The sequence below is a fragment of the Microbacterium sp. 70-16 genome (genome assembly GCF_001898315.1).
Taxonomy (GTDB): domain Bacteria; phylum Actinomycetota; class Actinomycetes; order Actinomycetales; family Microbacteriaceae; genus Microbacterium.
The window spans coordinates 60832-87427 of record NZ_MKTQ01000028.1; the positions used below are offsets into that span (position 1 = coordinate 60832).

A 26596-nucleotide genomic window follows, 5' to 3' on the forward strand; every position below is an offset into this window, starting at 1 on the left:
TCCTGAGTTATTGTGGTGGCACGCCGACGACCGGCGATGGCGCGGCGCGGCGAGCGGCGAGCGCAGCCTCAGAGCACCGCGTTCCATCTCGGCCGCGCGGGCTCCGCGTCCCACTCGGCGAGGATCTCATCGGCCGAGCCGACCGGGAAGGTCGTCACGAGCCTGCCGCCCAGCGCGTACGCCAGCGCGAAGGGGCCGCCGTCGGCGTGCCGCGCAAGACCGAGGGATGCCACGCTGTCGCCGACGACAGCCGTGCGCGCCTCGGCGCGCGCCAGCAGCCCGGTCATGGCATCCGTCACCCGCTCGAGCGTGGTGCGCGATGACGCCCACGGCACGAACGCGTCGGCGGGCAGCCCGTAGGCCCGCGCGAGGGCGCCGTTGAGCCACCGCTCGCGCTTGAAGCCGTAGGGCGTCGGCACTGTCGACAGCAGGTAGCCGTAGATGTGAAGCAGGCCCGCGTTGCCGATCGGCCAGGCCGCATCGAGCCCCGCGCGTGCGTGCAGGGCGTCGAACAGCGCCTCTGGCACGACGGCGGTTCCGGCGTGCTCGTCGATGACGGTCGACCGTCCCCACCGCGCGAAGCGGCCCGCCGCCGCATCGGCGTCGATCGCCGCGCCGAGCCACGGATGCCGCTCGAGTGCGCCCACCGGGTCGGACTGCGCGTCTGCCACCGCCCCGTCGATGCGCTCGCTCACGGCTCCAGCGTATGGGTGTTCACATGATGTTCACGCCCCGCGGCCATTTCGTCCATACTCATGGGTGATCATGGACACAACGTCCGCCGCTTCGGTGCATACCGGACGCGGACAGAACAAGGAGCACTGTGCGACCCACCATCGTCTTCGACTTCGACGGCACGATCGCCCTCGGCAACGGGCCGATCACGGCGTTCGCACGCGAGATCGGCCGCGCCGCCGGCGACTCGACCTTCGCCGCGCGGGCCGAGCACGAACTCGAGCTGTTCGAGGCCGGAACGGGCGACTACCGCGACGGCTATGACGCCGTCACGCGCACGGCCGTCGCCGACGGGATCACTGCCGAGGTGACCGAGGCGGCCTACGCCGCGTCGCGCGCACAGCTCGCCGCGGGCGAGATCGCCGTCACGCCCCCGCAAGGGCTCGCCGACTTCCTCGCGACCCTGCACACGCGGGCAGATCTCGTGCTCGCCACCAACGCACCCGGCGAGGGCGTGCTCGCGACGCTCGCCGAGTGGAGCCTGGCGGATGCCTTCGACGTGACCCACTTCACGGTCGGCAAGCCCGCGGGGCTCGAGCGCGTGCTGCGCGACGCGCTCGCGCACGGACCGGTGCTGTCGATCGGCGACATCCACGAGTTCGACCTCGCCCCCGCCGCAGCCCTCGGGGCCGACACGGCCCTCGTCGGCGCTACCGCGGCACGCAGCACCGCCGAGGTCACGCTGCGCGCAGCGACGCTCGCCGACCTGTACGACGCGATCCTCGCGTGGGCGGATGCCGCGGCATCCACCCCCTCATGACCCATCCGACCCACCCATCACCAAGCCCGACACCTGGGAACCGAAAGGCACATCTCATGCGCAAGCCCCTCCTGATCACCGGCGTGGCGGCCCTCGCCGCTCTCGCCCTGGCCGGCTGCAGCAGCACGGCCGACCCGTCGGCCTCGACCGACGCCACCACCGAATGGCCCGACTCGATCACGATCTCGCTCGTCCCGTCTGTCGAGGGTGAAGACCTCGCCGAGGCGCTCGACCCGCTGACGACGTACCTGTCCGAGAACCTCGGCATCGAGGTCAAGGGCGTCGTCGCGTCCGACTACGCCGCGACGGTCGAGGCGCTCGGCACCGACCAGGCGCAGGTCATCATCACCGACGCCGGCTCGCTGTACAACGCGACCGAGCGCTACGATGCACAGCTCATCCTGCGCGACGTCCGCTTCGGCGCGACTTCGTACGCGTCGGTCGCGTTCACCAACAACCCCGACAAGTACTGCGACGACGAGCCCACGCTGTCGACGTATGCCGCGAGCGGCATCGAGCTGTCGTACTGCAACGGCATCGAGGCTGCCGGTGAGAACGCGACCGGTCAGGGCCCCGCTGCCCTCGACGCGCTGGCGAAGATCGACGCGGGCACGAAGGTCGCACTGCAGGCGGCGACCTCGCCCGCCGGCTACCAGTACCCCGTCGTCGCGATGCGCGAGGCCGGTATCGACACCGACAACGACATCACGCAGGTGCCGGTCGAGGGCAACAACAACGCCGTCCTCGCCGTCTACCACGGTGACGCCGAGGTCAGCTTCGGTTACTGGGATGCCCGCACGACGGTCACCGACGAGGCTCCCGACGTGGCCGAGAAGGTCGTCGCGTTCGCGTACACCGACATGATCCCCAACGGTGGCGTCGCGGTCTCGAAGTCGCTCCCGGCCGACCTGGTCGCCCAGCTCACCGAGCTCATGGACGGCTACGCCGACTCTTCTGACGAGGCCGCCAGCGTCATGTTCGACCTCGTCGGTCTGTCGGACTGGACGAGCGACACCGCCCCCGAGGAGATCACCCGCTACGGCGAGATCCTCGCGCAGTTCGCGAACTGACACTCATACACGGAGACTCGGTGCATGCATACTGATCCGCACCGCGGACCGCACGGCGCGGAGGTCGAGGGTGCTCCCTCGGCCCCCGCGTCGTGGTCGATCCGCCTGGACGACGTGTCGGTGACCTACCCGAACGGCACGCAGGCGCTGCGCGGCGTCTCGCTCGAGATCGCCGCCGGCGAGATGGTCTCGATCGTGGGGCTGTCGGGCTCGGGCAAGTCCACGCTCATCCGCACGATCAACGGCCTCGTGCCTGCGACCAGCGGCACGGTGGCCGTCGGCCCGCACGTCGTGACGGGCCTGCGCGGCCGGAAGCTCCGCGCCCTGCGCGGCCACATCGGCATGATCTTCCAAGGGTTCAACCTCGCCGACCGCACGAGCGTGTACCGCAACGTGCTCGTCGGCCGGTTCGCGCACTCCCCCACGATCCGGACGCTGCTCGGCATCACGACGCCGCACGACCGCGAGCTGGCGCTGCAGTCGCTGGACTCGGTCGGGATGCTCGAGAAGGTCTGGATGCGCGCGGGTCAGCTCTCCGGCGGCCAGAAGCAGCGCGTCGCGATCGCCCGCGCTCTCACGCAGGAGCCGGCCGTCATGCTCGCCGATGAGCCCGTCGCGAGCCTCGACCCGCCGACCGCGCACGCCGTCATGGACGACCTGCGCCGCGTCAACACCGACGAGGGCCTCACGGTACTCGTCAACATCCACCTCATGGATCTCGCGCGCCAGTACACGACCCGCATGATCGGACTGCGCGGCGGCGAGCTCGTCTACGACGGACCGGCGGCGGATGCCACCGAGGCCGACTTCGAGCAGATCTACGGCCGACCCATCCAGCCCACCGATCGGCTCGACGCGTGAGCGATCTGATCCTCCCCCCGAAGCCGACCGCGCGCCTGCGCACGACCCTCATCGCCGCGGCGTTCCTCGCCTTCACGGTGGCGACGTGCCTGCCCGCGATCGGCGGCATCGAGCTCGACTTCGTCGGCCTCGTCCGCAATTGGGACAACGGCTCGGGCCTCATGGCACAGCTGTTCCAGCCCGACTTCGCCTTCATTCCGCGCACGCTCCAGCCGATGCTCGAGACGCTGCAGATGGCTCTCGTCGGTGCCGTCGCGGCGGCGATCGTGTCGGTGCCGCTCACGCTGTGGGCGGCCGCGCCGACCAACCCGAACGTCTTCACCCGTCGCGCGCTGCGTGCCGTCATCAACGTCATCCGCGCCGTGCCCGACCTCGTCTACGCGACGATCCTCGTCGCGATGGTCGGCGTCGGGGCGCTGCCGGGTGTGCTGACCCTGTTCCTGTTCGACATCGGCATCATCGTCAAGCTCGTCTCAGAGGCGATCGACTCGGCCGACCACGGGTACATGGAGGCGGGATACGCCGCCGGCGGCACGCAGACGCAGATCAACCGCGTGACCGCGCTGCCGCAGTCGTGGCCGCTGTTCGCGAACCAGTGGCTGTACACGCTCGAACTGAACGTCCGCATCTCGGCGATCCTCGGCATCGTCGGCGCGGGCGGCATCGGGCGCCTGCTCGACGAGCGCCGCGCGTTCTACGCGTACGACGATGTCTCGGTCATCATCCTCGAGATCCTCGTCGTCGTGGTGCTGATCGAAGTGGCATCCAATCTCCTTCGGCGGCGCCTCGTATGAGCACCATGACCCGCCCCACACTCGCCCTCGAGGTGCCGCCGCGTCCGTCGCGACTGTGGCCGACCGTCATCACGATCGTCGTCGGACTCGTCGTCGTCGCCGCCACCGCGGGCCTGCCGATCGACTGGTCCGACCTCGGCGAGATCCCCGGCCAGCTCGTGCACTACGGCCGGCTCATGTTCGCGGATCCCAACTGGGAGAAGCTGCCGCGCGCCCTGTTCGAGACGTGGCGCTCGATCTCGATGGCGTGGATCGGCGCGATCCTGTGCGTCGTCGTGTCGATCCCCCTCGGCATGCTCGCGGCGAGCAATGTGGGTCCGGTATGGCTGCGGATGCCGCTGCGCGGGCTGTTCGCGATCATCCGCGCGATCCCCGAGGTGATCATCGCGCTGATCCTTCTGACGGTCACGGGCCTCACCCCGTTCACCGGCGCACTCGCGCTCGGCATCGCGGGCATCGGCACGCAGGGCAAGTGGGTGTACGAGACGATCGAGTCGGTGCAGGAGGGCGCGTCGGAGGCGGTACGCGCCGCGGGCGGTGGCACGGCCGAGGTCACGCGCTGGGCGCTGTGGCCGGCGGCTGCGCCGGCGCTCATGTCGTTCGCGCTGTACCGGTTCGAGATCAACATCCGCACGTCGGCGGTGCTGGGCCTCGTGGGCGCCGGCGGCATCGGCAGCATGCTCGCGAACTACACCAACTTCCGCGAGTGGGATACCGTCGGAATGCTCCTGATCGTCGTGGTCACAGCGACCATGCTGATGGACGCGGTTTCGGGGGCGATCCGCCGCCGGATCACCGGTGGCACGCGCGTGCGGACCCGCCGCGCGCAGCGCGCGACAGTCGAGTAAGAGGAGCCGTGATGTGGACCGGGTCTGCTGACGCCCCGCCGACCGCGCGGATCGCGATGCTCGCGCCCTCGCTGCAGCCGAGCGAGCAGCGCGTCGCCGAGTCGATCGCTGCCGACGTCGAGGCCGCGATCGACCGTACCGCGCAAGAGGTCGCCGACCTCGTCGGTGTGGGGCGCGCGAGCGTCATCCGCACGGCGCAGTCGCTCGGCTACGACGGATACCCGCAGTTGCGCGTCGCGCTCGCGCGCGAGGTCGCGATGGCGACCCCCGCCGCCGAGACCGTCGCCGACGGGACGATGCTGGGCGAGTTGCGCGGCGCCGTCGAGCGGTTCTCGGGCCGGCTCATGCACACGGTGTCGGCGCTGACCGAGGACGACCTCGTCGGCTTCGTGCGGGTGCTCGACGCGTCGCAGCGCGTGCTCGTCGCCGCGAACGGGCTGTCGTCGCCGCTGGGTCTCGATCTCGCGATGCGGCTGATCTCGGCGGGGCGCCCCGCGGAGTACCTGCCCGACACGCTCGGCCAGCAGATCGCCGCAACCCAGCTCGGCGCGGGCTCGGCGTGTCTCGTCGTCTCGGGTTCGGGCGCGAACCGCGCGACGCTCGATGTCATGACCGCGGCGCGCGAGAGCGGCGCGACGGTGCTCGCGATCACGTCGTTCCCGCGCTCCCCTGCCGCCGAACTCGCCGACATCGCGCTCGTCGTCGCGCCGATCAACGACTCGTTCCGTGACGAGCTCGTGCACACGTCGCGCGCGGCGCTCATGCTCGTGACCGAGTCGCTCGTGGGGCTGCTCGTCGCCCAGCGCGGCGAGAGCGCCCGCGTCGCGCAGTCGGCGACGCTGTCGGTGCTGGGGCACTCGCTGTCGGAGTGAGCTTTTCATTCGCCCGAAACACGCCGCCGGTAGCGTGGCGCCATCGCGATGAAGGAGGCGCCATGGCATTCCACGTTCCGATGGTGGACATCTCGGCCTATGTGACGGGCGGGACCGACGCGGAGCGTGCCGACGTCGCCGCCCGCATCGACGAGGCGTGCCGCACGGTGGGATTCATCCAGATCACGGGGCACGGCATCCCGGCATCCATCATCGACGGGCTGACGGATGCCGTGGACCGCTTCTTCGCGCTCGATCTCGCCACCAAGAAGGGGTATCGCACGCCGCCCGAGATCAACCGCGGCTACAGCCCGCCGAAGTCGGAGTCGCTGAGCCTGTCGCTCGGCGTCGAGCAGGCGAGCCGCATGAACGACTTCTTCGAGGCGTTCAACGTGGGGGCATCCGCCGCGGACTACCCGCACGCGACCGACTTGCCGCAACCCGACTACGCCGAGAACGTGTGGCCCGCGGTCGAGGGTTTCGAGCCACAGGTGAGCGCGTACTTCGGTGAGGCGGCGCGGGTCGCGCGCACGATGACGCGCATCTTCACCGACGCCCTCGGGCTGCCGGAGGACTACTTCGCCGTGCGCACCGACCATTCGCTCGATGTCATGCGGATGAACAACTATGCCCTGCCGCCGGGAACCGATGTGACGCTCGACGGTGACCTGGTCGGCATGGGCGAGCACACCGACTTCGGAATCGTGACGATCCTGTGGGCCGACCGCGTGCGGGGCCTGCAGGTGCTGGGCTCGGACGGATCGTGGAACGATGTCGCGCCCGCGGAGGGGGCGCTGCTGATCAACCTGGGCGACATCACGGCGCACCTGACGAACGAGCGATGGATGTCGACGCTGCACCGCGTGAAGCCGCCCGTCATCGACGGGACGATCGAGCGGCGCCGCAGCGTCGCGTTCTTCCACGACGGCAACGTCGACACGGTCATCGAGACCCTGCCGTCCTGCATCGACGAGGAGCACCCCGACTTGTTCGAGCCGGTCACGATCGCCGAGCACATCGCGGCGAAGCTGCGCGGCTCGCGCGCAGGCGTGCTGAACGACCAGGCCGGGCGCGAATCGGCCCGTGTGCTGGCCAGCGATCGGTACTGAGGGACTAGTTACTGGCTGGGCGCCAGTCGCGCGGTATCCGCTTGTGACGTGCGCGGATGCCTATCGCACCATCCGCGCATCGGTGATGAGCGGCGCGTGCGGGTCGATCTGCTCGACTCCGTCGAACCGGAACCGGTTGCGCAGGTAGAACGCGATCGCGCGCGGGTTCTGCTTGGCGACCCACAGCATCGCCGGCCCGGACCCCAGTGCGCCGTCGAGCAGTGCCTGGCCGATGCCTGCGCCGTAGTGCGCGGCGAGCACGTAGATCGCGTACAGCGTGCGCTCGCGCGGCGGCGCTTCGCCCAGTGCTTCTTCGCCCGGTGCGGCTTCGGCCTGCCCTGCTTGGCTCTGCACGGCTTCGCTTGGCCCGACCCACGCGAACCCGACGATGGCTCCGTCGATCTCTGCGACCCGGACGGTCATGTCGTCGCGCGGGTGGGTCAGAACGTGCGCCCACATGCGATGCCGGCGCGCGACGTACTCCGGCGAGAAGTAGTCCTCGGGCAGCAGGTGCGCGTACGCCTCCTTCCACGTCGCGACGTGGAGTTCGGCGATCTGCGACGCGTCGCTCGGGCGTGGCGCACGGATCGTGAAGGGCATGCACCCCATCGTGCCAGGCCGCGTGGCGCCCGCCAGTAGCCTGGTGACGCCGTCAGCGGAGCGCGGCGCGAGGAGACCCATGAAGACGATCGCCGAGAAGCTGCAGATCAAGCCGGGCAACGACGTGCTCATTGCGGGGGCGGATGCCTCGCGGCGCAGCCTGCTCGACCCCCTTCCCGACGGGGTCACGGTGACCGAGGGCATCGGCCGCGCGGTGCGCGACGTCGCGGTGATCTTCGCCGCTGACCGCGCGGCGCTCGACGCGCGGCTCGCGGAGGCGCTGCCTTTTCTGGCCGAGGCACGCGCTTCGTGGATCATCTATCCGAAGGGCAACCGCTCGGACATCAACCGCGACAGCATTTGGCGGCGCGTCGAAGAACTCGGCTGGACTCTCAATGCCAACGTCGCGATCGACGATGCGTGGTCGGCCGTGCGGATGAAACCGCAGGCGTAGTCGACTCAGAACGCGGGGAGATCGGTTGGGTCGAGAGGCGCGTCGAGCAGATACGCCCACGCCGGCCGCCCCGCGGTCGAGGTGACGACGGGTGGCGCGTTCGTGCGGTGTCTTCGCCCCGTTGGCGAGAGGAACTCGAGGACTCCCCCACCGAGTTGCGTGACCTGCCAGGCCGAGGCGTGTTTCAGCGTGTGGTGGTACTTGCAGAGGACCTCGAGGTTGCTGGGGCAGGTCGGCCCGCCGTCTTCGAACGGGATCGTGTGGTCGGGTCGGCGCGGCGGGCGCGGCGACGGCATCCGGGCCACCGGCAGTGCTGGTCACGGGCGGCGATGAGGCGCCGGAGGAGTTTGCTCGGACGGTACGTGTCGAGGCGGAGGGGTTCGTGGGTCACAGGGTGGATCATGACCCGCTGCCACGACGGCGCACACGCCGCAAGAGACCGGGCGATGCCCGGATCGATGGGGCTCTCGCCGTCGAGCAGGGCGGGGTCGTCGTCGAGACCCGCGAGGGTCAGGATCGGGATCGTGACCTGCACCGTCGCACGAATCGCGCCCAGCTCCGTGTCGCCGTCGGCGGTGGGCGCGGCGGTCAGCAGCATGTCGCACATGATGTCGGCGCGGCGCTGATCCAGCGTGCGCTCGTCGGGTGCGTCGGCATCCGCCTCGGCATCCCCTGCACCTTCCGCTCCGGTATCCACCCCGCCATCGCCCGCGCCATCGCCCGCGGCCGCAGCCGCGGCATCCACTTCGCCCTGCGCGATACCCATGGCGGTGAGGCGCTCGAAGATGCCGTGGATGAGGGCCGCGGGGGCGTCGAGCAGCAGGCGTCCCTGGCCGTCGTCGAGATCGTACGTCCGCACCCTCCTCTCTTCCAGGGCACGACGATGGGATGCCTCGATCGTGTCGGGCTGCAGGCGGGCCGCGATCACTCGGGCCTGCGCGCGGGTGGACGGAGCGGTCTCGGACTCGGCGATGGGCAGGATCAGGCGCTCGTACTCGTCGCGGTTCTCGCGCGACAGACACGCACCGCCGTCGATGATCGCCGACGCGTGCCGCTCGTCGATCCGACCCTCGCGCAGCGCCTCGAGGGTCGCGGTGTAGGTGCTGACGAGGGCTGCGCCGTCACCGAGCCAGTTCGAGATCGTCCGCTCACCGACCCGCAACGCCGCCGACAGTTCTGCGAGCACTTCCCGGAGCGGGATGGTGTCGCCGATCTGGTGGCCGGGCCGGGCTGCGTCGCGCTGCGCGACCCGCATCGCGATCAGGTCCAGCGCGTCGGCGCACACCTGCGCACGCTCGGCCTGCAGCCGCGCCATCTCGGCGTGATTCGCCTCAGCACGCGCCACCAGCGCCGACAGCTCCGCCCAGTGCGGGTCGACGCCGGCAGACGCGGCAACGCCGCCAGACCCGGCATCATCGGCACCGAACTCGACCCTCTTGCGGGTCGGTTCCTGCTGCGGATCTTCCATGGCACTCCAGACGTTGGTCATTCAACGTCCGGTTGCACTGCCGGCTCATCCTTGCGACCACTTGAATGGGCGTGGCCGCCGATACCAGACTAGTACATAGTCACTATGATGGCAACACTTTCTGGCATCCATTTCCCGCAATCATTCGTATGAAAATATGAGCTCGACTGCCACGCGCCTGTCGCAAGGCGCCCGCTGCTGTGACGCAGACAGGCAAGCGATCACCCGGCCCACCATCGGCCACGCCCCCTACGCTTGCCCCGTGCCGACTGCAGCCGTGATCACCGAGAGCAGCGACGCCGCGCAACCCGCTCGAAGCGGCCCGGGCGCGCGCCGGATCATCCTCTGGGTCGCCGGTGCGGTGCTGTTGCTCGCAATCACCACCCTGGTGGCGCTGCGCTCGATCTCCGAGGCATCCGGCGACACCGTCTCGGTACTGATCGGCACACTCAACTCGACGCGGCTCTCGAACCTGGTGCTTGCAGCGGCTTTCGCCGCCGTGGCGGTCGGAATCTACCTCATCCCCGTGCCACGGCTGTGGTTGTTGCTGCTGGTTCCCGTGCGCCTCGCGGCGGTGACCGTCGCCGGCCCTGCCGGGCTGGTGGCGCTGGCCAGCTCGTCGGCGACGGCCGCGCCTCTCGTCGCCGACGGGTGCGACACCGGCTACGTGGTCGTCGAGGAGTCCTTCGTGTTCGCCCGGACCGGCACCGTCTACCGCCCGGACGGCTTACTCGCCACTGCCGTCGCCCACACCCGTGGCGAGTACGACTATCGCCCGTTCGCCGACGGCGCCTACACGGTGGTGGACGACGGCGCGCAGCTGGATGTCTGGTACAGCTACGCGTTCGATCCTGCGGCCGCACCCGTGGCGGCCGACGGCGACCCCGCGTTCACACTGCCCACGCTCACCGGCCGCACGCCCGCGTGCGGCCTCAGCACGGGAGCGCGCACACCGATTCCGCCCGAGCCGGCGCTTCCCACCTACACACCCGCCGAGGCGCAAGCACGCCTCGAAGAGATGCTCGCGGCTTCCCTGGACGCGGCGGTCGACCCGGTCTCCGACTCCGCGGGTGCGCCGCTCGACACCGCAGCATTCACGCCGGCCACCACCGCGTGCAACGAGACGGGCACCCGCACGGCGCTCGCACTCACGTTCGCGACCGCCGACAACGCCGCCTCCCTCACGCGGATTCTCCAGATCTGGGATGCCGCGGGCTACTCCCCTGACCGCGCGATGCAGCAGGACATCCGCTACAGCGCGACGCTGCCGGTGGCTCAGATGACCATCCGCGACACGACGACGATCGACGGCCTGATCCACCTGCAGCTCGAGTCGCAGTGCAGCGTGCGCTGAGGCGCGGCATCCCCTCAGCCGCCTCATCAAAAACAATCACGAAAAGATAACGAAGAACCCTTGCCCGCCGTTACCTATCCGTTATAGAGTGCAAGCACGGTAGTTGTTTTGCTGTGGCAGCTACCGACATGTGATTGCAGGACACTCTTGGTGCAAGGGACAAGGGCCGGTCGGAAGCCTCTCCGACCGGCCTCTCTCTTTGCCTGCAACCGCCCGCCACTCACCCGCCGCCACGTAGCCCGCTGTGATGGAATGACCGCATGACCGGCCACGCGATCTCCCTCACCCTCGATGGCACTCCCGATCTGCCCAGCGCCGTGCTGCAGTCGCTCTACCGGATCACCGGCCGCTCGACGGTCGAACTGCGCCGCGCGATCCTCGCCGGCGACGCGCTCTACGCGGCATCCCTCTTCGGCCCCGAACACATCGATGTCGTACCGCGCCTCGAGAAGACGATCGCCTTCCTCACCGACACCGGCCTCGGCTTCACCCTCAGCGAGTCATTCGAGGGCACGGATGCGCCGATCAGCCTCGCCACGCTGCGCGAGATCCTCGAGGTGCCGAGCGCCTGACCGGCGCCCCTCGCACCGCAAGAACGGCGCCCAGACGCGCCATTACTAAACAGAAGCAGAATTCTGACCGATCTTCACACGCAGATTGGCCGGAAGACCCGTCCTTCTTGGGGTCATGCTGGTTGCACGCCACCGAGCCACCGACGGCACGGTCCGCAGAGCTCCACCGCCACCACCGCAAAGGACAGAAGCAATGACTGCTTACGAAGACGACATCCGGGCCGTTCAGTCCCTCAAAGAGCAGCAGGGCGCAAGCTGGGATGCCATCAACCCCGAGTACGTCGCACGGATGCGGGCGCAGAACCGTTTCAAGACCGGTCTCGAGATCGCCCAGTACACCGCCGACATCATGCGCCGCGACATGGTCGAGTACGACGCCGACTCGTCGGTCTACACGCAGTCGCTCGGTGTCTGGCACGGCTTCATCGGGCAGCAGAAGCTCATCTCGATCAAGAAGCACCTCAAGTCGACGAACAAGCGCTACCTGTATCTGTCGGGCTGGATGGTCGCCGCCCTCCGCTCTGAGTTCGGCCCGCTGCCCGACCAGTCGATGCACGAGAAGACGGCCGTCCCCGCGCTGATCGAAGAGCTCTACACGTTCCTGCGCCAGGCGGATGCCCGTGAGCTCGACCTGCTGTTCACGAAGCTCGACGACGCGCGTCTGGCCGGCGACGAGACGGCGGTCGAGTTCATCCAGTCGCAGATCGACAACTACGAGACGCACGTCGTGCCGATCATCGCCGACATCGACGCCGGCTTCGGCAACCCCGAGGCGACGTACCTGCTCGCCAAGAAGATGATCGAGGCGGGTGCCTGCGCGATCCAGATCGAGAACCAGGTCTCGGACGAGAAGCAGTGCGGCCACCAGGACGGCAAGGTCACCGTCCCGCACGAGGACTTCATCGCAAAGATCAACGCGGTGCGCTACGCGTTCCTCGAGCTCGGCATCGACAACGGCGTGATCGTCGCCCGCACCGACTCGCTCGGCGCCGGCCTGACCCAGAAGCTCGCCGTCACGAACGAGCCGGGCGACCTGGGCGACCAGTACAACGCGTTCCTCGACGTCGAGGAGATCTCGCAGGCCGACCTCGGCAACGGCGACGTCATCATCAAGCGCGACGGCAAGCTGCTGCGGCCCAAGCGTCTGGCATCCAACCTGTACCAGTTCCGTTCCGGCACGGGTGAGGACCGTTGCGTGCTCGACTGCATCACGTCGCTGCGCAACGGCGCCGACCTGCTGTGGATCGAGACCGAGAAGCCGCACGTCGAGCAGATCGCCGGAATGGTCGACCGCATCCGCGAGGTGATCCCGAACGCGAAGCTCGTCTATAACAACAGCCCGTCGTTCAACTGGACGCTCAACTTCCGTCAGCAGGCGTACGACCAGCTCGCCGAGCAGGGTGCGGATGTCTCCGCCTACGACCGGGCGGCGCTCATGAGCGTCGAGTACGACGACACCGAGCTGGCGGCGCTGGCGGATGAGAAGATCCGCACGTTCCAGAAGGACGGCTCGGCGCGCGCCGGCATCTTCCACCACCTGATCACCCTGCCGACCTACCACACGGCGGCGCTGTCGACGGATGACCTGGCGAAGGGCTACTTCGCCGAAGAGGGCATGCTCGCCTACGTGAAGAACGTGCAGCGTCGCGAGATCCGCGAGGGCATCGCCACGGTCAAGCACCAGAACATGGCCGGCAGCGACATCGGCGACAACCACAAGGAGTACTTCGCCGGCGACGCGGCCCTCAAGGCCGGCGGCAAGGACAACACCATGAACCAGTTCGGCTGACCGAACGACCAGACAGCGGGGCCCCGGCAGTGAGCAGCCGGGGCCCCGCTCTGTGTCTCGGTGGGGTGGCCCGGACGCCCCGCGAGACTCGCACCGTCCGGCGGGGTGTCACACCCCGCCGCCTCCTCCCCCGCCGCCACCGCCACCGGCCGACCCGCCGCCGCTCGAACCGCCCGAGGTCGACGACGACGAGGACGCCGAGGCCGACAACGACCCGATGCCCGCCGAGAACGACGACGCGTCGAATGACCCGGTGCCGTAGTACCAGTACGGGCCGGATGCCCCCACCGCCGTATAGAGGACGGCGAGTTGGCGCGACCACTCCTTCTCCTGCCCGAACACGACGGCATACGGCAGCAGCTTCTCGTACAGCACGAGCTTCTGGCGCGGGTCGTTCACGTCGATCGGCGCGCGCTCGGCGCCCGACGGCGACTGCAGCATGCGGATGCGATCGGCCTCGGCCCACGCGATGAACTGCTCAAGTCCCTTGAGGTGATCGCGCGTCTCGGCGCCGAGCGCCGTGAGCGGCCGCCGCCCGACGAGCCCGAACACGACGATCAGCACGACCGCGCACAGCACTATCACGATCACCGGCCACAGCGCGGCTGAGCCACCATCGATGATCGCGATGCCGAGCAGGAAGGCGAGCACTCCCGCGCCCACACCGAGCGCGATCGGCCACGCCCGCGTACCTGCCGGGACGGGTCTGCGCAACCCGCGCGTGACGAGTTCGCGTCCCGCCGCCGACAGGATCCGCTGCGCGACCGACGACAGCCGCGTGTCCTGCCGCCCGAACTCGTACTGCTCGCCAGGCCGACCCGACGGGAACAGCCCCTGCAGCAGCATCCGCCCGTCACCGTCGGCACGCGACGGATCGACGAGTTCCGCGGTCAGCTTCGCCTTGCCCATCCACGTGCGAGGACCCTCGATGATGCGCAGCGAACCGACGACGGCCTGCTCGAGCACCTCTGCCGGGATGCCCTTGTTCGGGCGCCCCAGCAGCACCGAACTCTCGAGCGCGTCGACGACGCGTGGCGGCTCGTACTCTGCGATGATCGTCGGCCGCCCCGGCTCATCGGCAAGGGGCTTGCGGCGCGCGCGGATCGCGAGGGCGCCGGCGCCGAGCGCGCCGAGTCCCGCGACGGCCTGGAGCCAGCCGAGCGGCGTCGCGAGGTACGACGTGTCGAACGGGGTGAAGGCGCCGGATTCGAACCCAACCGCCATCGACAGCGTCTGGTTCGGCTCGAGCGCGCCGGCCTCGGCGGTGATGACGGTGCCACCGCCGGCATCGGCCTGCTGCGTGATCGAGTCGCAGGCATCCGTCGCCCCTTGATATCCCTGGTAGCACGACATGCTTCCCGTCAGGCTCGCGGCGAGGTCGGCGCCGACGTGCAAGCGGGCGGTCACCGACCCGAAGTGCTGTGACCAGTCGACGCCGTTTACGTCCCAATAGAACTCGAGGCCCGTGTCGGGGAAGTCCCACGTGACGTTCTCGAGCGTGTAGGTGATGACGTAGGTCTGCTGCCCGTGCACGTACCCGTCGGCCCGCGAGACGACAGAGAACGCGCCGTCGACGTCTTCGATCTCGGATGCCCGCGGGGTGCCGTTCTCGTCGGTGATCGACACCAGGTGTGCGTGCAGCGGCTGCCCGTTGTAGGTGTCGGGGATCATGCGGCGGATGCCCCGGTTCTGGTCGAACTCGGGAAAGACCGCGACGAGGGTCTCGACGACCCGCAGGTGGCTCGTGCCGTCATCGTCGCGGGTCAGGGTGTAGTCGGCGTCGAACGCGTCGAAGGTGAAGTCGTCGACGGAGGCGGGGACGGCACTCAGTACGGTGACGCGGTTCTCTGTCTGGGCCGCGGTCGAGGTTGTCGCCTGTGTTGCGGTCTGGGCTGCCGCGGTTGTCGTCGCGGTTGTCGTCTGCGCGGCGGCGGGGAGGGCGAGCGCGAATGCCCCGAGCAGTCCGGCCAGCAGCGCGATGAGAGTCGTCGAGGTCCGAGTTCGGCTCATGCCCCCACCTTAGGACCGGCCGCCGACGCCGCGGCGTGCCAGCCGCACTACAGTTGACGCCATGACCGATCGTCGCCTCGCCGTGGCCGCCTGGGAGAGTCTCTTCCGCGCGCAGCACGAGGTGTTCCGCGAGGTCAGCAGCGACTTCTGCGACGACGACCTCACGCAGGCCGAGTACGACGTGCTGCTGACGGTCACGCGCGGCGACGAGCACGCGGCGCGGTTGCGCGACGTGACCGCGAACATGCTGATCAGCCAGCCGAGCGTCTCGCGCCTGGTCGACCGCATGGTCACGCGCGGGCTCATCTCCAAGTGCCCCGACCCTCAGGACGGCCGCGGCGCGATCGTGCGCGCGACCGACGCGGGCCTGGCCGCGTTCCGCCGCATCGCGACGGCGCACGGCCGGTCGATCGCCGAGCGGATGTCGGTGCTCAGCGACGACGAGCTCGCGCAGCTGCACGACCTGACGACGAAGCTCCGCCGCGCCTAGGCATCCCCACCCCGGTTTGGGGTCGCGTGGTGTCGCGTCCCGCCCCGCGAAGCGACCACAAGCGACCCCAAACTGGTGCGTCGCCACGTCTGAGGCATCCTCACCCCGGTATCGGGTCGAGTGGTGTCGCATCCCCCAGGGTTTGGGGTCGCGTGCTGTCGCATCCCGCCCCGCGAGGCGACCACAAGCGACCCCAAACTGGTGCGTCGGCCCGACGTGGGCGGCCCGCCCGTCAGGCCGTACGCCGGCGCAGGGTCAGCGCGGCGAGGCCGAGCGAGCCCAGCGCGAACGCCGTGACGATGAGCACCGGCGCCCACAGATCACTGCCGCTCTCGCCCGCCGACACCGCGGTGACGGCGTCGATCGCGTGGCTGAGTGGCAGCCAGTCGCTGATCGCGTAGAGGACATCCGGCATCTGGTCGCGCGGCATGAACAGCCCGCCGAGGATCATCTGCGGGAACACCAGCACGGGCATGAACTGCACGGCCTGGAACTCGGTGCGCGCGAACGCGCTCGCGAGCAGCCCCAGCGCCGTGCCGAGGATCGCGTCGACCACGGCCACGAGCGCGAGTTGCCACAGCGGACCGTCGACGGTCAGCCCGCAGACGTACACGGCGAACGCGACCGTGACGACGGCCTGCAAGACGGCGACGGCGCCGAAGGCGAGCGCGTATCCGAAGATGAAGTCGGCTTTGCCCAGCGGGGTCGTCATGAGGCGCTCGAGCGTGCCGCTGCGTCGCTCGCGCAGCGTCGTGATCGACGTGATGAGGAACATCACGACGAACGGAAACAGCGCCAGGATCGATCCGCCGAACTGGTCGAACACGCCCGTCTGGTCGCTGAACAGCCACGCGAACAGCCCGACGAGCAGGCTCGGCGCGACGAGCATGAGTGCGATCGAGCGCGGGTCGTGGCTGAGCTGACGCAGCACCCGGCCGGCCGTCGCGAGCGTGCGGGCGGGCCTCATGCCGCGGCCTCCCGTTCGATGAGGGTGAGGAACGCGGCATCCGGATCGCTCGTGCCGGTCTCGGCCAGCAGCCCGTCGGGCGTCGTGTCGGCGATGAGCTTTCCGGCGCGCATGAGCAGCAGCCGGTCGCAGCGCAGCGCCTCGTCCATGACGTGGCTCGACACGAGCAGCGTCGCGCCGCCTTCCGCGAGGGTGCGGAACACCTTCCACAGTTCTTCGCGCAGCACCGGATCAAGGCCTACGGTGGGCTCGTCGAGGATGATCAGCTCGGGTGAGCCGAGCATCGCGACCGCGAGCGAGACGCGGTTCTCCTGCCCGCCCGACAGCGACGACACCAGCTGGTCGGCCTGCCCCTGCAGACTCACCTGCCCGATGACACGGTCGATGTCGCCGCGCGGGGCACCGACGACGCCCGCGAAGTAGCGCAGGTTCTGCCGCACGGTCAGGTCGGGGTAGACGGATGCCGCTTGGGTGTCGTACGCGACAAGATGGCGCAGCTGGGCGCTGCCGGCCGGCTCGCCGAGCACCGTCACGGTGCCGCCCGCCGTCTTCTGCACGCCGACGATCGAGCGCATGAGCGTCGTCTTGCCACACCCCGACGGACCGAGCAGCCGCGTGATCGCGCCCGCCGCGATCGTGACGTCGAGCCCGTCGAACACGGTCGTGCGCCCGCGGCGCACCTGCAGGCCGCACACCTCGACCGCTGGCGCTTTCATACTCGGGCCGGGTTGGATGCCTTGCCGTCGAGCCACAGCGTGTCGGAGGCATCGCTGTGCGTCGTGCCGGTGCCGACGTGCTTCGCGTCGATCTTCGGGCCCTTCGTGATCACGTGCACGAGCGCCATGGCGTGGCCTCGCCCGAGGCCGTAGTCCTCGCTCAGCCACGACACGATCTCGCCGGCCTTCGTGCCCGGGCCGAAGCCGCGTTCGCTCGCCTTCTCGATGAACTCGCGCGGAGTGAGGCCGGTCTTGTCCTCGATGTTGTCGAGGTACGCCTGGAAGGACATGCGCTCAGCCTAGGCCTGGGCGCCGACACCTCACCAGCGGTTGTGTACGTCTTCGGCGAAGCCCTCGATGCCCTCGAACGCGATCGTCTCGTCCGCCGTCTCGAACGTGCCTGACCACGCACCGAAGCACTGGTCGGTGCGCGAGGCGACGAATCCGAGGTTCGTCCTCGACCTCTTGTCGTAGAACGGGGTGAACGTCGCGTCGAGGCCACCGCCGGTCACGCGCCACGGCCGCATGACGTCGGCGAGGTCGTAGTTCCAGGCGACCGGCACCGAGATCTTGTGCAGGACGCCACCTGCGATCACGGCGTTCTCGGTCATGCCGGTGCCGTCGGTCCAGCGTCCACCGACCTGGATGCCGAGGCTCCGCCCGTCGGCCAGCACGCCCGATCCGGCGCCCCAGTTCCACGCGATGTCGTACGGCCAGCGGCCGCGTCCGTGGTCGAGCACGGCCCACGCGCCCGCGCGCACGGCGTGCCTACGCCCCTCGATCGCGATGGTGCCGGATGCCGGCAGCGCGACATCCTTCACCGTGTACTGGAACCGGCGATGCGACCACGGCACGACGACGGCGAGCAGGTCGTGATCTGCGGGACGCGTGACGGTGATGTCGAACGAGGCATCCGCCATCTCGGCGTGCAGCCGCCACACCTGCCCGCCGGCGGCGGGGGTCACGGTCGCGGCGAGCCCCTTCGCGCGGGCGATCGCGATGCCGCCGCCGAGCGCCCCCGGCAGCTCGACGTCGTGTGACGGGAGGACCGTCGCGCTGCGACCCCAGGAACGTTCGGTCGCACGGTCGAACACCCACACTTCGTGCACGGCGGCGTAATCGAGCGAAGAGACGGTCAGCGCGACGATGTGCGTCGGCGTGATGACGTTCCAGTACTCCCAGCGCTTGTTGCGCCCCCACCCGTGCCGTCCGCCGATGCCGGACGTGTCGACCAGGGGCGTCCGCGCGAACCCGACCGCGTCGGGATTCAAGGCTCCACCGGGCAGCACGAGCGCGACAGGCTCAGTGAGCTCTCGCTCGCGCGCAGGCGGAACGGGCAGGGCGGATCGGGCGGGCATCGGCATCCTTGCTGACGGACCGAATCGGGTGGATCGATCCTAGCGGTGTGCCGCCGGGGTGGGGGTTGCGCTCGCTTGCGCCCTCACGCGGCGAGCTGCAGGGGCGCCCTCTCCTGATCGGCGTCTGCCGTGCGGCGGAAGATGAGCTTGAAGATGGGGAAGAACACGGCGCACGAGATCAGGGCGTTGATCAGCATCGTCACGACATCGGCGATCGCTTCACCAGCGGGGCCCATGCCCCAGCTTGTGATCAGCAACTCGTAGACGGGCGCCTTGTAGAACCCCTGCAGCGCTGCCGCGCCGAACGTGATGACGACGTACGCGAGGGTGTACCAGAGCGCCGCCCACCACGGGTTGGTGTTGGACTTGAACGTGATGTTGCGCTGTGCGAAGAAGTTGATGACCTGAGCGAAAGCCAGCGTGATCTGAACCGCCAGGAAGTAGGCGAGGCCACCGCCGCCGGCCGGCAGGGCTCCCGCCGCATAGTCGAAGATGAAGTAGTCCGCCCCGACGGGAAGTGCCTGGAACCCGACGTCGACGAGGTCGGTCATCCCGAAGACCCACTTGAACACGGGCATCATCACGAGTTGCAGCACCGTGATCCCGACGTTGAGTCCGGCGAACACGACCAGTTGCGCCAGCGTCGGACGGGCCAGTTCGAAGGCCGCCCAGCGCTGGGCGATGCGAGAGGTCATCTCCCTACGACATCAGCACCGCCGCCGCGCACAGGCATCGATTGCGCAACCGGTCGCTTTCCCCCGCTGAACGGTCGCCGCAGCGTGATTTCAACCAGGCTACGCCGGCCAAGCCCTCGCTACGCCGGGTCGGCTTCCGACAGCAACCGGTCGAGTTCCGCAATAAGTGGCTCGATGTACTTCGCGACGACCACCCACACCGTCTCATAATCGATATCGCCATACTCATGCGCGAGGATGTTGCGCATTCCGATGATCTTGCGCAGATCGGAGATCCGGTCTGCGAGATGAGGGTCGTCGCGTCGCAAACGAACGAGCGCTTCTCCGAGGATTTCCAGCTGACGCTCAACCGCGGAACGCAGGAGCAGCTCCGCGAAGAACCGTTCCTTGGTCACCCCGTCTGTGAACTCGCGTACGGCGTTTCCTGCCGCGCTCGCGTCCCAGAGCAGCTTGGCACTCTCAGGCCGCATACACGTCCTGTGCGCTTTCGAGCACGGACTTCTTGAAGAAGGGGTTCCGCACGGCGTCGGCGACCACCAGATCGACATCTCGCCCGACGATCTCGGCGAGCGCATCCTTGAGCCCGAGGTAGTCATCGAGCCGATCGTCGCGGTCCGGGTGGAAGTCGACGAGGAAGTCGATATCGCTGCGCTCGGGGTCAAACTGATCGGTCAGGACAGACCCGAAGACGCGAAGCCTGCGCACGCCGAATCGTTCGCTCACGCGAGCGATCGCTTCGGTGTCCATCGGCGCGGCGGTAGCCATGGACTCAGTCTCCCAGACGAGGCACGATCGGGCCATGCCGTGAACGCCACCGAACTCCGGCCGCCTACCCCGCCCGGCGCGCGCCGCGTGGGAACAGCAGCCGTAACGAGAACCACTCGCCGCCGGCGTCGATCGAGACGGTGCCGCCGTACGCCGTGGTGGCTGTCTCGATGTTGCGCAGACCGTACCCGTGGCCTTCGCCGCGCTTGCGCGAGACGATCCGCTCTCCCTCGCGGTCCACCGTGCCGTCGAATGTGTTCTCGACGCGCAGCATCACGAAGTCGTCCTGCGCGAACAGCGCCAGGCGCACGAGCCGCGCATCGCGGCTGGGCAGACGCGAAGCCGCCTCGACCGCATTGTCGATCGCGTTGCCGACGATGGCGGTGAGATCGAGTGGCCGCAGAAACTCCAGCAGCGCCCCGTCGGCGACGTACGACACCTGCACGTCGTGTTCCGCGGCGTAGGCGCGCTTCGCCGTCAGCACCGCGTCGAGCACGTGGTTGCCGGTGTGTACGACAGCGCCATACCCGCGGATCGAGTCCTCGAGTTCGTCGACCATGCGGCCACGCGCCGTGGCATCCTGCTCGGCACGCAGCGCGTCGAGGTGGTGCTTCATGTCGTGATACTTGCGGTTGACCTCGTCGATCGAGCGCCGCGTCAGCTCGTACTGCTCGTGCTGACTGCGCAGCAGGTGCTGCATCGCATCGGCATCCCGCCGCATGACCGCCTCGTTGTGCACACGGTGCTGCACGTAGAGCGCGATGAACCCGGCGAGATCGACGAGTGTGCGGATGTAGAAGATCTCCGTGCCGAACCGACTGCTGAACGGAGTGTTCGCACTGATGAAGCTCAGGTTCGAGATGGCGAAGGTCGCGACGGTGATCGCGATCGCCCCGGTGAGCTCCCGTCCACCGACGCGCAGCTGTTGACCCCGGCCGAAGGTGGTGCGCTCGATCCACCACGCGAACGCGAACACGACGGCGTACATGCTCAGCCACAGCAGGGTCTGCAGAAGCGGCTCGAGGTCGGCGGCATAGAACCGATCGAGTTGCCAATAGAGGGATGCCGTCAGCTCGGCCAGCACGAACGCGCGCGCGGCCACGTACCCAGCGCCGACGGCGGTGGCCTCGAGCGACGCCAGCAGCAGACCGAACATGACGGCAGCGGCGGCGAGCATGCCGGGGATCCACAGCGACAGGGGCAGAGACCCGGCCCATGCCTGCGTCGCCAAGAGGGCACCGAGCCCCGCAACGGCGAGGAGAATCGTGCCGATGACGCCGAAGCGCCGCCGCGCGATGACGATGTAGACGAGGCACGCGCCCCACTCGGCGACCGCGGTGAGATGTCGCGGGATGTCCGTGGCGATGTCGACGGCGTCGTTCACGCCGAGATTCCTCGCGCTCCGATGTGCGCCGCGAGAGCGGAGAGGAACTCCTTCTTGCGCGCGCGGCTGATCGGCAGTCTCGTGCCGCCGCGCACGCGACAGTCGTTGGCCTCGGTACCGGTGACGTGCCGCAGGTTCACGAGCAGGCCGCTGTTGCAACGCAGGAACCCGTCGCCTTCGAGCTCGGCCTCCATCGCCTTGATGGTCGAGGCGACCCCATAGTCGGCGTCGAGGGTGTGCACCTCAATGCGGTGCTTGATGCTCTCGATGTACAGGATGTCGCTCACCGCGACCCGATGGTGGGCGCCGTCGACGGCAGTGAACAGCAGCTCGCGGCGCGTGCGCTGCTGCAGGCGCACCAGGACGCGTCGCATCTCCTGCTCGAACGAGGCGTAGGTGACGGGCTTGAGCAGGTAGCTCAGGGCGTCGACCTCGTACCCGCTCACGGCGTAGTGCGGCGAGCTGGTGATGAACACGATGATGACCTCAGAGTCGACCTGCCGGATGCGCCGCGCGGCGGTCATGCCGTCGACCGAGGGCATCTGGATGTCAAGGAACAGGACGTCCCAGTCCGGCCGGTACTCCGCGATGATGTCGGCACCGTCGCGGAAGGCGGCGACATGGAACCGCTCGCCGTGCTCGCGCTGGAACCTGTCCAGGTGAGACAGGACACGGTCGATGGCATGCGGATCATCCTCGACCACACCCACACGGATCACAGGGCTCCCTCCGTCAGCTGAACCCGACCACACGCCGTGCAACATGGTAGGCGAGCGAAGTCACCCGCCGGCCCGTCTCGCCCGGGAGATTGGCACTGGCACCCATCAGCGAACGCCGGGTGCGCGTGTACAGCGCGGGGTGCTCGTCGCGCACCGTACGCCAGAAGTCGTCGCGGGCCGCGAGGTGCTCGGGTGTTCCGCCGCGCGCGAGCGTCGCCGAGGTCACGGCGCAGACGGCTTCGAGGTAGTGCAGCAGTGTCGCGTACAGACCCGCCGGTACGACGCCCGAGCGGACGGCGTCGGCGCCCGGCAGCGCACCCAGCGCGAGGCGGTTCACGCGCAGCTGTTGGTCGGCGCGGCGCACCATGACCGACGCGTTGATCGACTGATCGACGCGCCCGATGAAGTAGCGGTAGAGCTCCACCGGCAGGTAGGCCATCGTCCGCACGTGCCCGAGGGGGAACAGCACGAACAGGTTGTCGACATAGAAGGTGTGCTCGGGCAGGCGCAGACCGCAGGCACGCAACAGCTCGGTGCGGTAGATGATCGCGTGCATCATCAGCACCTGCCTCCGGCTGAACCGGTCGACCTCGTCCCAGCCGAACACGCGGCCGGCGGGGAACACCGAGCCGAACTTCATCGCCTTGGTCGATTTGCCGAGCCGCTCGTGCACGTAGTCCGTGAACAGGGCGTCGACACCACCTGATCGATCGAGCTCGGTGAGCAGGGCCAGCGTCGCGGCGAGCGCGTCACCATCGAGCCAGTCATCGGCGTCGAGCACCTTCAGGTAGGTGCCGCGCGCGGCGGCGATTCCGGCGTTGATCGCGCCACCGTGCCCCGCATTGGCCTGGTGGATCACGCGATACCGGTGCGGATGAGCCTGCGCGTAGGCATCCGCGATCTGCGCCGTGGCATCCTGTGAGCCGTCGTCGATGACCAGCACCTCGACACCGTGCGCGTCGCGCAGCGGGTCGAGGGCTCGGGCCAGGTAGTCCTGCGCGTTGTACGCGGGGACGACGACGGTCAGCAAGACAGGATGCCGGCCGGTCACTTCGCACCCGCCTCAACGGGAGCCTGCTCCGGCACCTGTCGGAAGATGAGCTTGAAGATCGGGTAGAACACCCAGAACGAGATGGCCGAGTTGATGATCATGGTGATCACGTCGGCGACGACCTGGCCCGTCGCGCCCCATCCCCAGATGTTCATGAACAGATCGTAGATCGGGGCCTTGTAGAAGCCCTGCGCCGCGGCGGCGATGAACGTGATGACGACGTACGCCGCCGCGTACCAGGCCGCCGCCACCCACACCGAGGTGTTCGACTTGAACGTGATGTTGCGCTGCAGGAAGAAGTTGATGACCTGAGCGACCAGCAGCGTCAGCTGCACAGCCAGGAAGTACGACAGTCCGCCGCCGCCATCGGGCAGGGGGCCCGCGGCATAGTCGAACATGTAGTACTGGCTGCCGTCGATGTTCGAACCGATCGGCAGCACTTGGAAGCTCACGTCGGTCAGGTCGGTGAACGAGTCGAAGAACCACCGCGAGGCGGGCATCATCGCCAGTTGCAGCACCGTGACCCCGTTGGACAGCAGGAAGAACATGCCGAACTTCGACAGCTCGGGGTGGGAGATCTGGAACCCGGCCCACCATTTCTTGATCGCCGTGAGCATCATGCACTCCTGTTCGATGCGGCCGCGTCGAAGGCGCGCCGCGAGGTCTTCTCTGCGCGACGACCGCTGAAGTAGGCGGCGACGACGCGGCCGAGGCCGCGCAGCGTCTGCCCGTTCACGAGCGTCAGCACCGCATCGGTCAGCCGGCTGGTCGCCATGCCGCCGCTCATCTTCGAGATGACCCGGAAGGGTCCGTTGAAGATGAACAGGATGTTCAGGTCGGGTGTGCCGGATGCCTCGGCCTTGCGGCGCCGGCCGTCGAGGATGCCGAAGGCGAATCGCGCCAGCGGGCTGCGTGCGACCGCGAGGCGATCGATCGAGTCGTTGAGGCCGAGCGGCCCGTCACCCCACACGGCGGAGGGCACCGGCCTGCCGAGCAGGTGGGTGAACGCGGCATCCGTCACCTGATCGAGCTGCGCGCTCTCGTACGCGGCGAGCGCCTGCGGAAGCGCCCGAGCCGGCACCGTGCCGGCGCGCTCGATCTCAGCCCAGAGCGTGGTGTCGTCACTGTGTCGGCCGACCGTGATGCGGAAGCGACCCGCCTCGACCTGCCAGGCTCCGGTCGCGACATCGAAGTGGCGGAAGGTGCGCTCGGTGAACGGCAGGTGCAGCCTGCGCGACTCGCCCGCGGCAAGGCGGACCTTCGCGTACCCCTTCAGCTCAGTGGCCGCGCGCGGCACGGCGCTCTCGCCGACGCGTCCGACGTAGAGCTGCACGACGTCGGCTCCGTCGCGGTCGCCGCTGTTCGTGATCGTCACGCTGGCGCCGTCGTCGCCGACCTCGAGCGCCGTCAGGGCGAAGCTCGTGTAGCTGAGGCCGAACCCGAACGGGAACGCGACGGGGACCTGGGCCGTCCGGTAGTAGCGGTAGCCCACGAACGGTCCCTCGCGGTACTCGGCGGTGCGCTCCGGGCTCGGAAAGACCGCGGCCGGAGTGTCGGACAGACTGTTCGGCATGGTCTCGGCCAGCCGCCCGCCGGGGTTCACGGCGCCGGTGAGCACGTCGACGAGCGCTTCGGCGCCCGCCTGCCCGCCCAGGTAGGCGTGCAGGAGCGCGGCGGTGTCACCGAGCCACGGCCCGGTCTCGACGGGGCCGCCGGCGCTGAGGACGACGACCGTGTTCGGGTTGGCTTCGCGCACGGCGCGCAGCAGGGCGACCTGGGCCGCGGGGAGCTCGAGCGACGAGCGATCGAGGCCTTCCGATTCGGCGATCTCGGGCAGGCCGAGCGCCAGCACGACGACGTCGGCGCGAGCCGCCAGCGCAGACGCCTCGGCGACGAGTGCCGCATCAGGGGTGCCGTCGCGGCGGAAACCGTCGGCGATGCCGACGACATCCAGGCTCGAGGCGGCCGCCGCGTCGGCGAGCGTGCTCAGCCTCGTCGGGTTCACGAGGGAGGATCCGGCACCCTGGTAGCGCGGGTTGCGCACGAAGTCGCCGACCAGGGCGACACGAGTGCCGGATGCCAGGGGCAGCGCCGCATCTTCGTTGCGCAGCAGGACGATCGACTCGCCGGCCGCGCGGCGAGCGAGGGCGTGGTGCGCGTCGACGTTGATCTCGCCGATGCTCGTGCTGATGCGGCGGACGCGATCCACGAGGGTCAGCACCTCGGCGACACGGGCGTCGAGGTCTGCCTCGTCGAGGGTGCCGGCGTCGACGGCGGCGACGATCGCGCGCGCCGAGTCGAAGCCCGGGGAGGGCATCTCGATCGTTCCGCCGGCAGCCACTGCAGCCGCGGCGTCGTTTCCGCCGCCCCAGTCGCTGATGACCGCGCCGTCGAAGCCCCATTCGTCACGCAGGATCTCGGTCAGCAGGTGCGTGTTCTCGTGGGCGTACGTCCCGTTGATGAGGTTGTACGCCGACATGATCGCCCACGGCTGCGCTTCACGGACGACGATCTCGAACGCCGTCAGGTAGATCTCGCGCAGCGTCCGCTCGTCGATCACCGAGTCGCTGACCATGCGGCGCAGCTCTTGACTGTTGACGGCGAAGTGCTTCGGCGTCGCCGCGACGCCTTCGCTCTGGATGCCGCGCACGTAGGCTGCCGCGAGGCGGCCGGCGAGCTCAGGGTCTTCGGAGAAGTACTCGAAGTTGCGCCCGCCGAGGGGGCTGCGCTTGATGTTCAGGCCCGGTCCGAGCAGCACGCCGACACCCTGTGCGGATGCCTCGGCACCCAGAGCCGCGCCGATCTCGGTCGCCAGGTCTTCATCCCAACTGCACGCGACGGTCGCCGCCGTCGGGAAGCACGTCGCCGGCTCAGAGCCGTTGATCCCGAGGTGGTCGGCCGAGCCGACCTGCTTGCGGATGCCGTGCGGGCCATCCGACATCCAGATGGCCGGGATGTCGAACCGCGGGATCTCGCGGGTCTGCCACGTATTCGCGCCGCTGAGCAGTGCGGCCTTCTCGAGCAGCGTGAGTTCGCCGACGAGGGTTGCGATGTCTTTCACGATCGATCTCTCTCGATGTCGTCGTGGCGCGGGGCGCCGGACGTCGTGGGTACGGATGTTCCAGGTGTTGTGGTACGGAGGTTGTGGGTGCCGG

At 68.9% G+C, this 26596-nt stretch carries 29 protein-coding genes; 12 read left to right on the top strand and 17 right to left on the bottom strand.

Annotated elements, in window-relative coordinates:
• Window positions 1–68 precede the first annotated feature (68 nt).
• Window positions 69–695: an amino acid deaminase gene (locus tag BGO46_RS12415; RefSeq protein ID WP_292676710.1), complete on the bottom strand. Its 627-nt coding sequence runs from the start codon at window positions 693–695 to the stop codon at window positions 69–71.
• 128 nt (window positions 696–823) lie between these two features.
• Here BGO46_RS12415 and BGO46_RS12420 point away from each other — a divergent pair, with 128 nt between their 5' ends.
• From BGO46_RS12420 to BGO46_RS12450, 7 genes are all read left to right on the top strand, one after another.
• Window positions 824–1495, top strand: coding sequence for an HAD family hydrolase (locus BGO46_RS12420; protein WP_292676708.1), 672 nt, complete (start codon window positions 824–826; stop codon window positions 1493–1495).
• 56 nt (window positions 1496–1551) lie between these two features.
• Complete coding sequence (phnD, locus tag BGO46_RS12425; protein ID WP_292676706.1) at window positions 1552–2565, top strand: phosphate/phosphite/phosphonate ABC transporter substrate-binding protein; 1014 nt, start codon at window positions 1552–1554, stop codon at window positions 2563–2565.
• 24 nt (window positions 2566–2589) lie between these two features.
• Complete coding sequence (phnC, locus tag BGO46_RS12430; protein WP_292676704.1) at window positions 2590–3426, top strand: phosphonate ABC transporter ATP-binding protein; 837 nt, start codon at window positions 2590–2592, stop codon at window positions 3424–3426.
• Complete coding sequence (gene phnE, locus BGO46_RS12435; RefSeq protein ID WP_292676702.1) at window positions 3423–4220, top strand: phosphonate ABC transporter, permease protein PhnE; 798 nt, start codon at window positions 3423–3425, stop codon at window positions 4218–4220. The genes phnC and phnE (BGO46_RS12435) overlap by 4 nt, the downstream gene beginning before the upstream one ends.
• Window positions 4221–4225: 5 nt before the next feature.
• Window positions 4226–5068 carry a phosphonate ABC transporter, permease protein PhnE gene (gene phnE, locus BGO46_RS12440; protein ID WP_292676701.1) on the top strand — a complete coding sequence of 281 codons (843 nt, stop codon included), beginning with the start codon at window positions 4226–4228 and terminating at the stop codon, window positions 5066–5068.
• 11 nt (window positions 5069–5079) lie between these two features.
• Window positions 5080–5940 carry a MurR/RpiR family transcriptional regulator gene (locus tag BGO46_RS12445; protein ID WP_292676699.1) on the top strand — a complete coding sequence of 287 codons (861 nt, stop codon included), beginning with the start codon at window positions 5080–5082 and terminating at the stop codon, window positions 5938–5940.
• Window positions 5941–6002: 62 nt separating this feature from the next.
• On the top strand, window positions 6003–7049 hold the full coding sequence (locus tag BGO46_RS12450) for a 2-oxoglutarate and iron-dependent oxygenase domain-containing protein (RefSeq protein ID WP_292676697.1): 1047 nt from the start codon (window positions 6003–6005) through the stop codon (window positions 7047–7049).
• Window positions 7050–7109: 60 nt separating this feature from the next.
• On the opposite strand, the gene BGO46_RS12455 is transcribed toward BGO46_RS12450, so the two are convergent.
• Complete coding sequence (locus BGO46_RS12455; RefSeq protein ID WP_292676695.1) at window positions 7110–7649, bottom strand: GNAT family N-acetyltransferase; 540 nt, start codon at window positions 7647–7649, stop codon at window positions 7110–7112.
• Here BGO46_RS12455 and BGO46_RS12460 point away from each other — a divergent pair.
• Window positions 7648–8103: a DUF3052 domain-containing protein gene (locus tag BGO46_RS12460; protein WP_292676693.1), complete on the top strand. Its 456-nt coding sequence runs from the start codon at window positions 7648–7650 to the stop codon at window positions 8101–8103. The genes BGO46_RS12455 and BGO46_RS12460 overlap by 2 nt on opposite strands.
• Before the next feature lie 5 nt (window positions 8104–8108).
• On the opposite strand, the gene BGO46_RS14660 is transcribed toward BGO46_RS12460, so the two are convergent.
• Window positions 8109–8399 carry an HNH endonuclease signature motif containing protein gene (locus tag BGO46_RS14660; protein WP_366246834.1) on the bottom strand — a complete coding sequence of 97 codons (291 nt, stop codon included), beginning with the start codon at window positions 8397–8399 and terminating at the stop codon, window positions 8109–8111.
• Window positions 8288–9592, bottom strand: a complete 1305-nt coding sequence (locus BGO46_RS12465) for a DUF222 domain-containing protein (RefSeq protein WP_292676691.1) — start codon at window positions 9590–9592, stop codon at window positions 8288–8290. The genes BGO46_RS14660 and BGO46_RS12465 overlap by 112 nt, the downstream gene beginning before the upstream one ends.
• Before the next feature lie 241 nt (window positions 9593–9833).
• Here BGO46_RS12465 and BGO46_RS12470 point away from each other — a divergent pair, with 241 nt between their 5' ends.
• From BGO46_RS12470 to BGO46_RS12480, 3 genes are all read left to right on the top strand, one after another.
• Window positions 9834–10925: a hypothetical protein gene (locus BGO46_RS12470; RefSeq protein ID WP_292676689.1), complete on the top strand. Its 1092-nt coding sequence runs from the start codon at window positions 9834–9836 to the stop codon at window positions 10923–10925.
• A gap of 260 nt (window positions 10926–11185) precedes the next feature.
• Complete coding sequence (locus BGO46_RS12475) at window positions 11186–11497, top strand: hypothetical protein (RefSeq protein ID WP_292676687.1); 312 nt, start codon at window positions 11186–11188, stop codon at window positions 11495–11497.
• A 193-nt stretch (window positions 11498–11690) separates the two neighbouring features.
• Window positions 11691–13286: an isocitrate lyase gene (locus tag BGO46_RS12480; RefSeq protein ID WP_292676685.1), complete on the top strand. Its 1596-nt coding sequence runs from the start codon at window positions 11691–11693 to the stop codon at window positions 13284–13286.
• A 108-nt stretch (window positions 13287–13394) separates the two neighbouring features.
• On the opposite strand, the gene BGO46_RS12485 is transcribed toward BGO46_RS12480, so the two are convergent.
• On the bottom strand, window positions 13395–15296 hold the full coding sequence (locus tag BGO46_RS12485; protein WP_292676683.1) for a DUF2207 domain-containing protein: 1902 nt from the start codon (window positions 15294–15296) through the stop codon (window positions 13395–13397).
• 61 nt (window positions 15297–15357) lie between these two features.
• Between BGO46_RS12485 and BGO46_RS12490 the strand changes: the two genes are divergently transcribed.
• Window positions 15358–15786: a MarR family transcriptional regulator gene (locus BGO46_RS12490; RefSeq protein WP_292676681.1), complete on the top strand. Its 429-nt coding sequence runs from the start codon at window positions 15358–15360 to the stop codon at window positions 15784–15786.
• Window positions 15787–16018: 232 nt separating this feature from the next.
• Here BGO46_RS12490 and BGO46_RS12495 read toward each other — a convergent pair whose 3' ends face one another.
• The 12 genes from BGO46_RS12495 to BGO46_RS12550 form a co-directional block, all read right to left on the bottom strand.
• A complete protein-coding gene (locus tag BGO46_RS12495; protein WP_292676679.1) occupies window positions 16019–16753 on the bottom strand; it encodes an ABC transporter permease in 735 nt (244 codons plus the stop codon).
• Window positions 16750–17469, bottom strand: a complete 720-nt coding sequence (locus tag BGO46_RS12500) for an ABC transporter ATP-binding protein (RefSeq protein ID WP_292676677.1) — start codon at window positions 17467–17469, stop codon at window positions 16750–16752. Before BGO46_RS12500 ends, BGO46_RS12495 begins: the two co-directional genes overlap by 4 nt.
• Window positions 17466–17759, bottom strand: coding sequence for a DUF4287 domain-containing protein (locus BGO46_RS12505; RefSeq protein ID WP_292676675.1), 294 nt, complete (start codon window positions 17757–17759; stop codon window positions 17466–17468). Before BGO46_RS12505 ends, BGO46_RS12500 begins: the two co-directional genes overlap by 4 nt.
• Before the next feature lie 30 nt (window positions 17760–17789).
• Window positions 17790–18827 carry a DUF2804 domain-containing protein gene (locus BGO46_RS12510; protein WP_292676673.1) on the bottom strand — a complete coding sequence of 346 codons (1038 nt, stop codon included), beginning with the start codon at window positions 18825–18827 and terminating at the stop codon, window positions 17790–17792.
• A gap of 83 nt (window positions 18828–18910) precedes the next feature.
• Window positions 18911–19522, bottom strand: coding sequence for a hypothetical protein (locus tag BGO46_RS12515; protein WP_292676671.1), 612 nt, complete (start codon window positions 19520–19522; stop codon window positions 18911–18913).
• A gap of 119 nt (window positions 19523–19641) precedes the next feature.
• The gene (locus BGO46_RS12520; RefSeq protein ID WP_366246835.1) at window positions 19642–20097 is read right to left on the bottom strand and encodes a HepT-like ribonuclease domain-containing protein; all 456 of its coding nucleotides are present in this window, start codon (window positions 20095–20097) and stop codon (window positions 19642–19644) included.
• Window positions 19982–20287, bottom strand: coding sequence for a nucleotidyltransferase domain-containing protein (locus BGO46_RS12525; protein WP_292897820.1), 306 nt, complete (start codon window positions 20285–20287; stop codon window positions 19982–19984). Before BGO46_RS12525 ends, BGO46_RS12520 begins: the two co-directional genes overlap by 116 nt.
• A 64-nt stretch (window positions 20288–20351) precedes the next feature.
• A complete protein-coding gene (locus BGO46_RS12530; protein ID WP_292676666.1) occupies window positions 20352–21671 on the bottom strand; it encodes a sensor histidine kinase in 1320 nt (439 codons plus the stop codon).
• Window positions 21668–22390 (bottom strand): LytTR family DNA-binding domain-containing protein, encoded by a 723-nt coding sequence (locus BGO46_RS12535; protein ID WP_292676664.1) that lies wholly within the window; start codon window positions 22388–22390, stop codon window positions 21668–21670. Before BGO46_RS12535 ends, BGO46_RS12530 begins: the two co-directional genes overlap by 4 nt.
• Window positions 22391–22403: 13 nt before the next feature.
• The gene (locus BGO46_RS12540; protein ID WP_292676662.1) at window positions 22404–23441 is read right to left on the bottom strand and encodes a glycosyltransferase family A protein; all 1038 of its coding nucleotides are present in this window, start codon (window positions 23439–23441) and stop codon (window positions 22404–22406) included.
• On the bottom strand, window positions 23438–24061 hold the full coding sequence (locus BGO46_RS12545; RefSeq protein ID WP_292676660.1) for a hypothetical protein: 624 nt from the start codon (window positions 24059–24061) through the stop codon (window positions 23438–23440). The genes BGO46_RS12540 and BGO46_RS12545 overlap by 4 nt, the downstream gene beginning before the upstream one ends.
• Entirely contained in the window at window positions 24058–26559 is a 2502-nt protein-coding gene (locus BGO46_RS12550) for a glycoside hydrolase family 3 C-terminal domain-containing protein (RefSeq protein ID WP_292676923.1), read from the bottom strand. Before BGO46_RS12550 ends, BGO46_RS12545 begins: the two co-directional genes overlap by 4 nt.
• Window positions 26560–26596: the final 37 nt, after the last annotated feature.

Coding starts and splice junctions, on each gene's coding strand:
- phnD (WP_292676706.1), top strand. CDS start 1,552: ATGCGCAAGCCCCTCCTGATCACCGGCGTGGCGGCCCTCGCCGCTCTC.
- phnC (WP_292676704.1), top strand. CDS start 2,590: ATGCATACTGATCCGCACCGCGGACCGCACGGCGCGGAGGTCGAGGGT.
- phnE (WP_292676701.1), top strand. CDS start 4,226: ATGACCCGCCCCACACTCGCCCTCGAGGTGCCGCCGCGTCCGTCGCGA.
- BGO46_RS12445 (WP_292676699.1), top strand. CDS start 5,080: ATGTGGACCGGGTCTGCTGACGCCCCGCCGACCGCGCGGATCGCGATG.
- BGO46_RS12450 (WP_292676697.1), top strand. CDS start 6,003: ATGGCATTCCACGTTCCGATGGTGGACATCTCGGCCTATGTGACGGGC.
- BGO46_RS12460 (WP_292676693.1), top strand. CDS start 7,648: ATGCACCCCATCGTGCCAGGCCGCGTGGCGCCCGCCAGTAGCCTGGTG.
- BGO46_RS12455 (WP_292676695.1), bottom strand. CDS start 7,649: ATGCCCTTCACGATCCGTGCGCCACGCCCGAGCGACGCGTCGCAGATC.
- BGO46_RS14660 (WP_366246834.1), bottom strand. CDS start 8,399: ATGCCGTCGCCGCGCCCGCCGCGCCGACCCGACCACACGATCCCGTTC.
- BGO46_RS12465 (WP_292676691.1), bottom strand. CDS start 9,592: ATGACCAACGTCTGGAGTGCCATGGAAGATCCGCAGCAGGAACCGACC.
- BGO46_RS12475 (WP_292676687.1), top strand. CDS start 11,186: ATGACCGGCCACGCGATCTCCCTCACCCTCGATGGCACTCCCGATCTG.
- BGO46_RS12480 (WP_292676685.1), top strand. CDS start 11,691: ATGACTGCTTACGAAGACGACATCCGGGCCGTTCAGTCCCTCAAAGAG.
- BGO46_RS12485 (WP_292676683.1), bottom strand. CDS start 15,296: ATGAGCCGAACTCGGACCTCGACGACTCTCATCGCGCTGCTGGCCGGA.
- BGO46_RS12490 (WP_292676681.1), top strand. CDS start 15,358: ATGACCGATCGTCGCCTCGCCGTGGCCGCCTGGGAGAGTCTCTTCCGC.
- BGO46_RS12495 (WP_292676679.1), bottom strand. CDS start 16,753: ATGAGGCCCGCCCGCACGCTCGCGACGGCCGGCCGGGTGCTGCGTCAG.
- BGO46_RS12500 (WP_292676677.1), bottom strand. CDS start 17,469: ATGAAAGCGCCAGCGGTCGAGGTGTGCGGCCTGCAGGTGCGCCGCGGG.
- BGO46_RS12505 (WP_292676675.1), bottom strand. CDS start 17,759: ATGTCCTTCCAGGCGTACCTCGACAACATCGAGGACAAGACCGGCCTC.
- BGO46_RS12510 (WP_292676673.1), bottom strand. CDS start 18,827: ATGCCCGCCCGATCCGCCCTGCCCGTTCCGCCTGCGCGCGAGCGAGAG.
- BGO46_RS12515 (WP_292676671.1), bottom strand. CDS start 19,522: ATGACCTCTCGCATCGCCCAGCGCTGGGCGGCCTTCGAACTGGCCCGT.
- BGO46_RS12520 (WP_366246835.1), bottom strand. CDS start 20,097: ATGCGCTCGCCGAGATCGTCGGGCGAGATGTCGATCTGGTGGTCGCCG.
- BGO46_RS12525 (WP_292897820.1), bottom strand. CDS start 20,287: ATGGCTACCGCCGCGCCGATGGACACCGAAGCGATCGCTCGCGTGAGC.
- BGO46_RS12545 (WP_292676660.1), bottom strand. CDS start 24,061: ATGATGCTCACGGCGATCAAGAAATGGTGGGCCGGGTTCCAGATCTCC.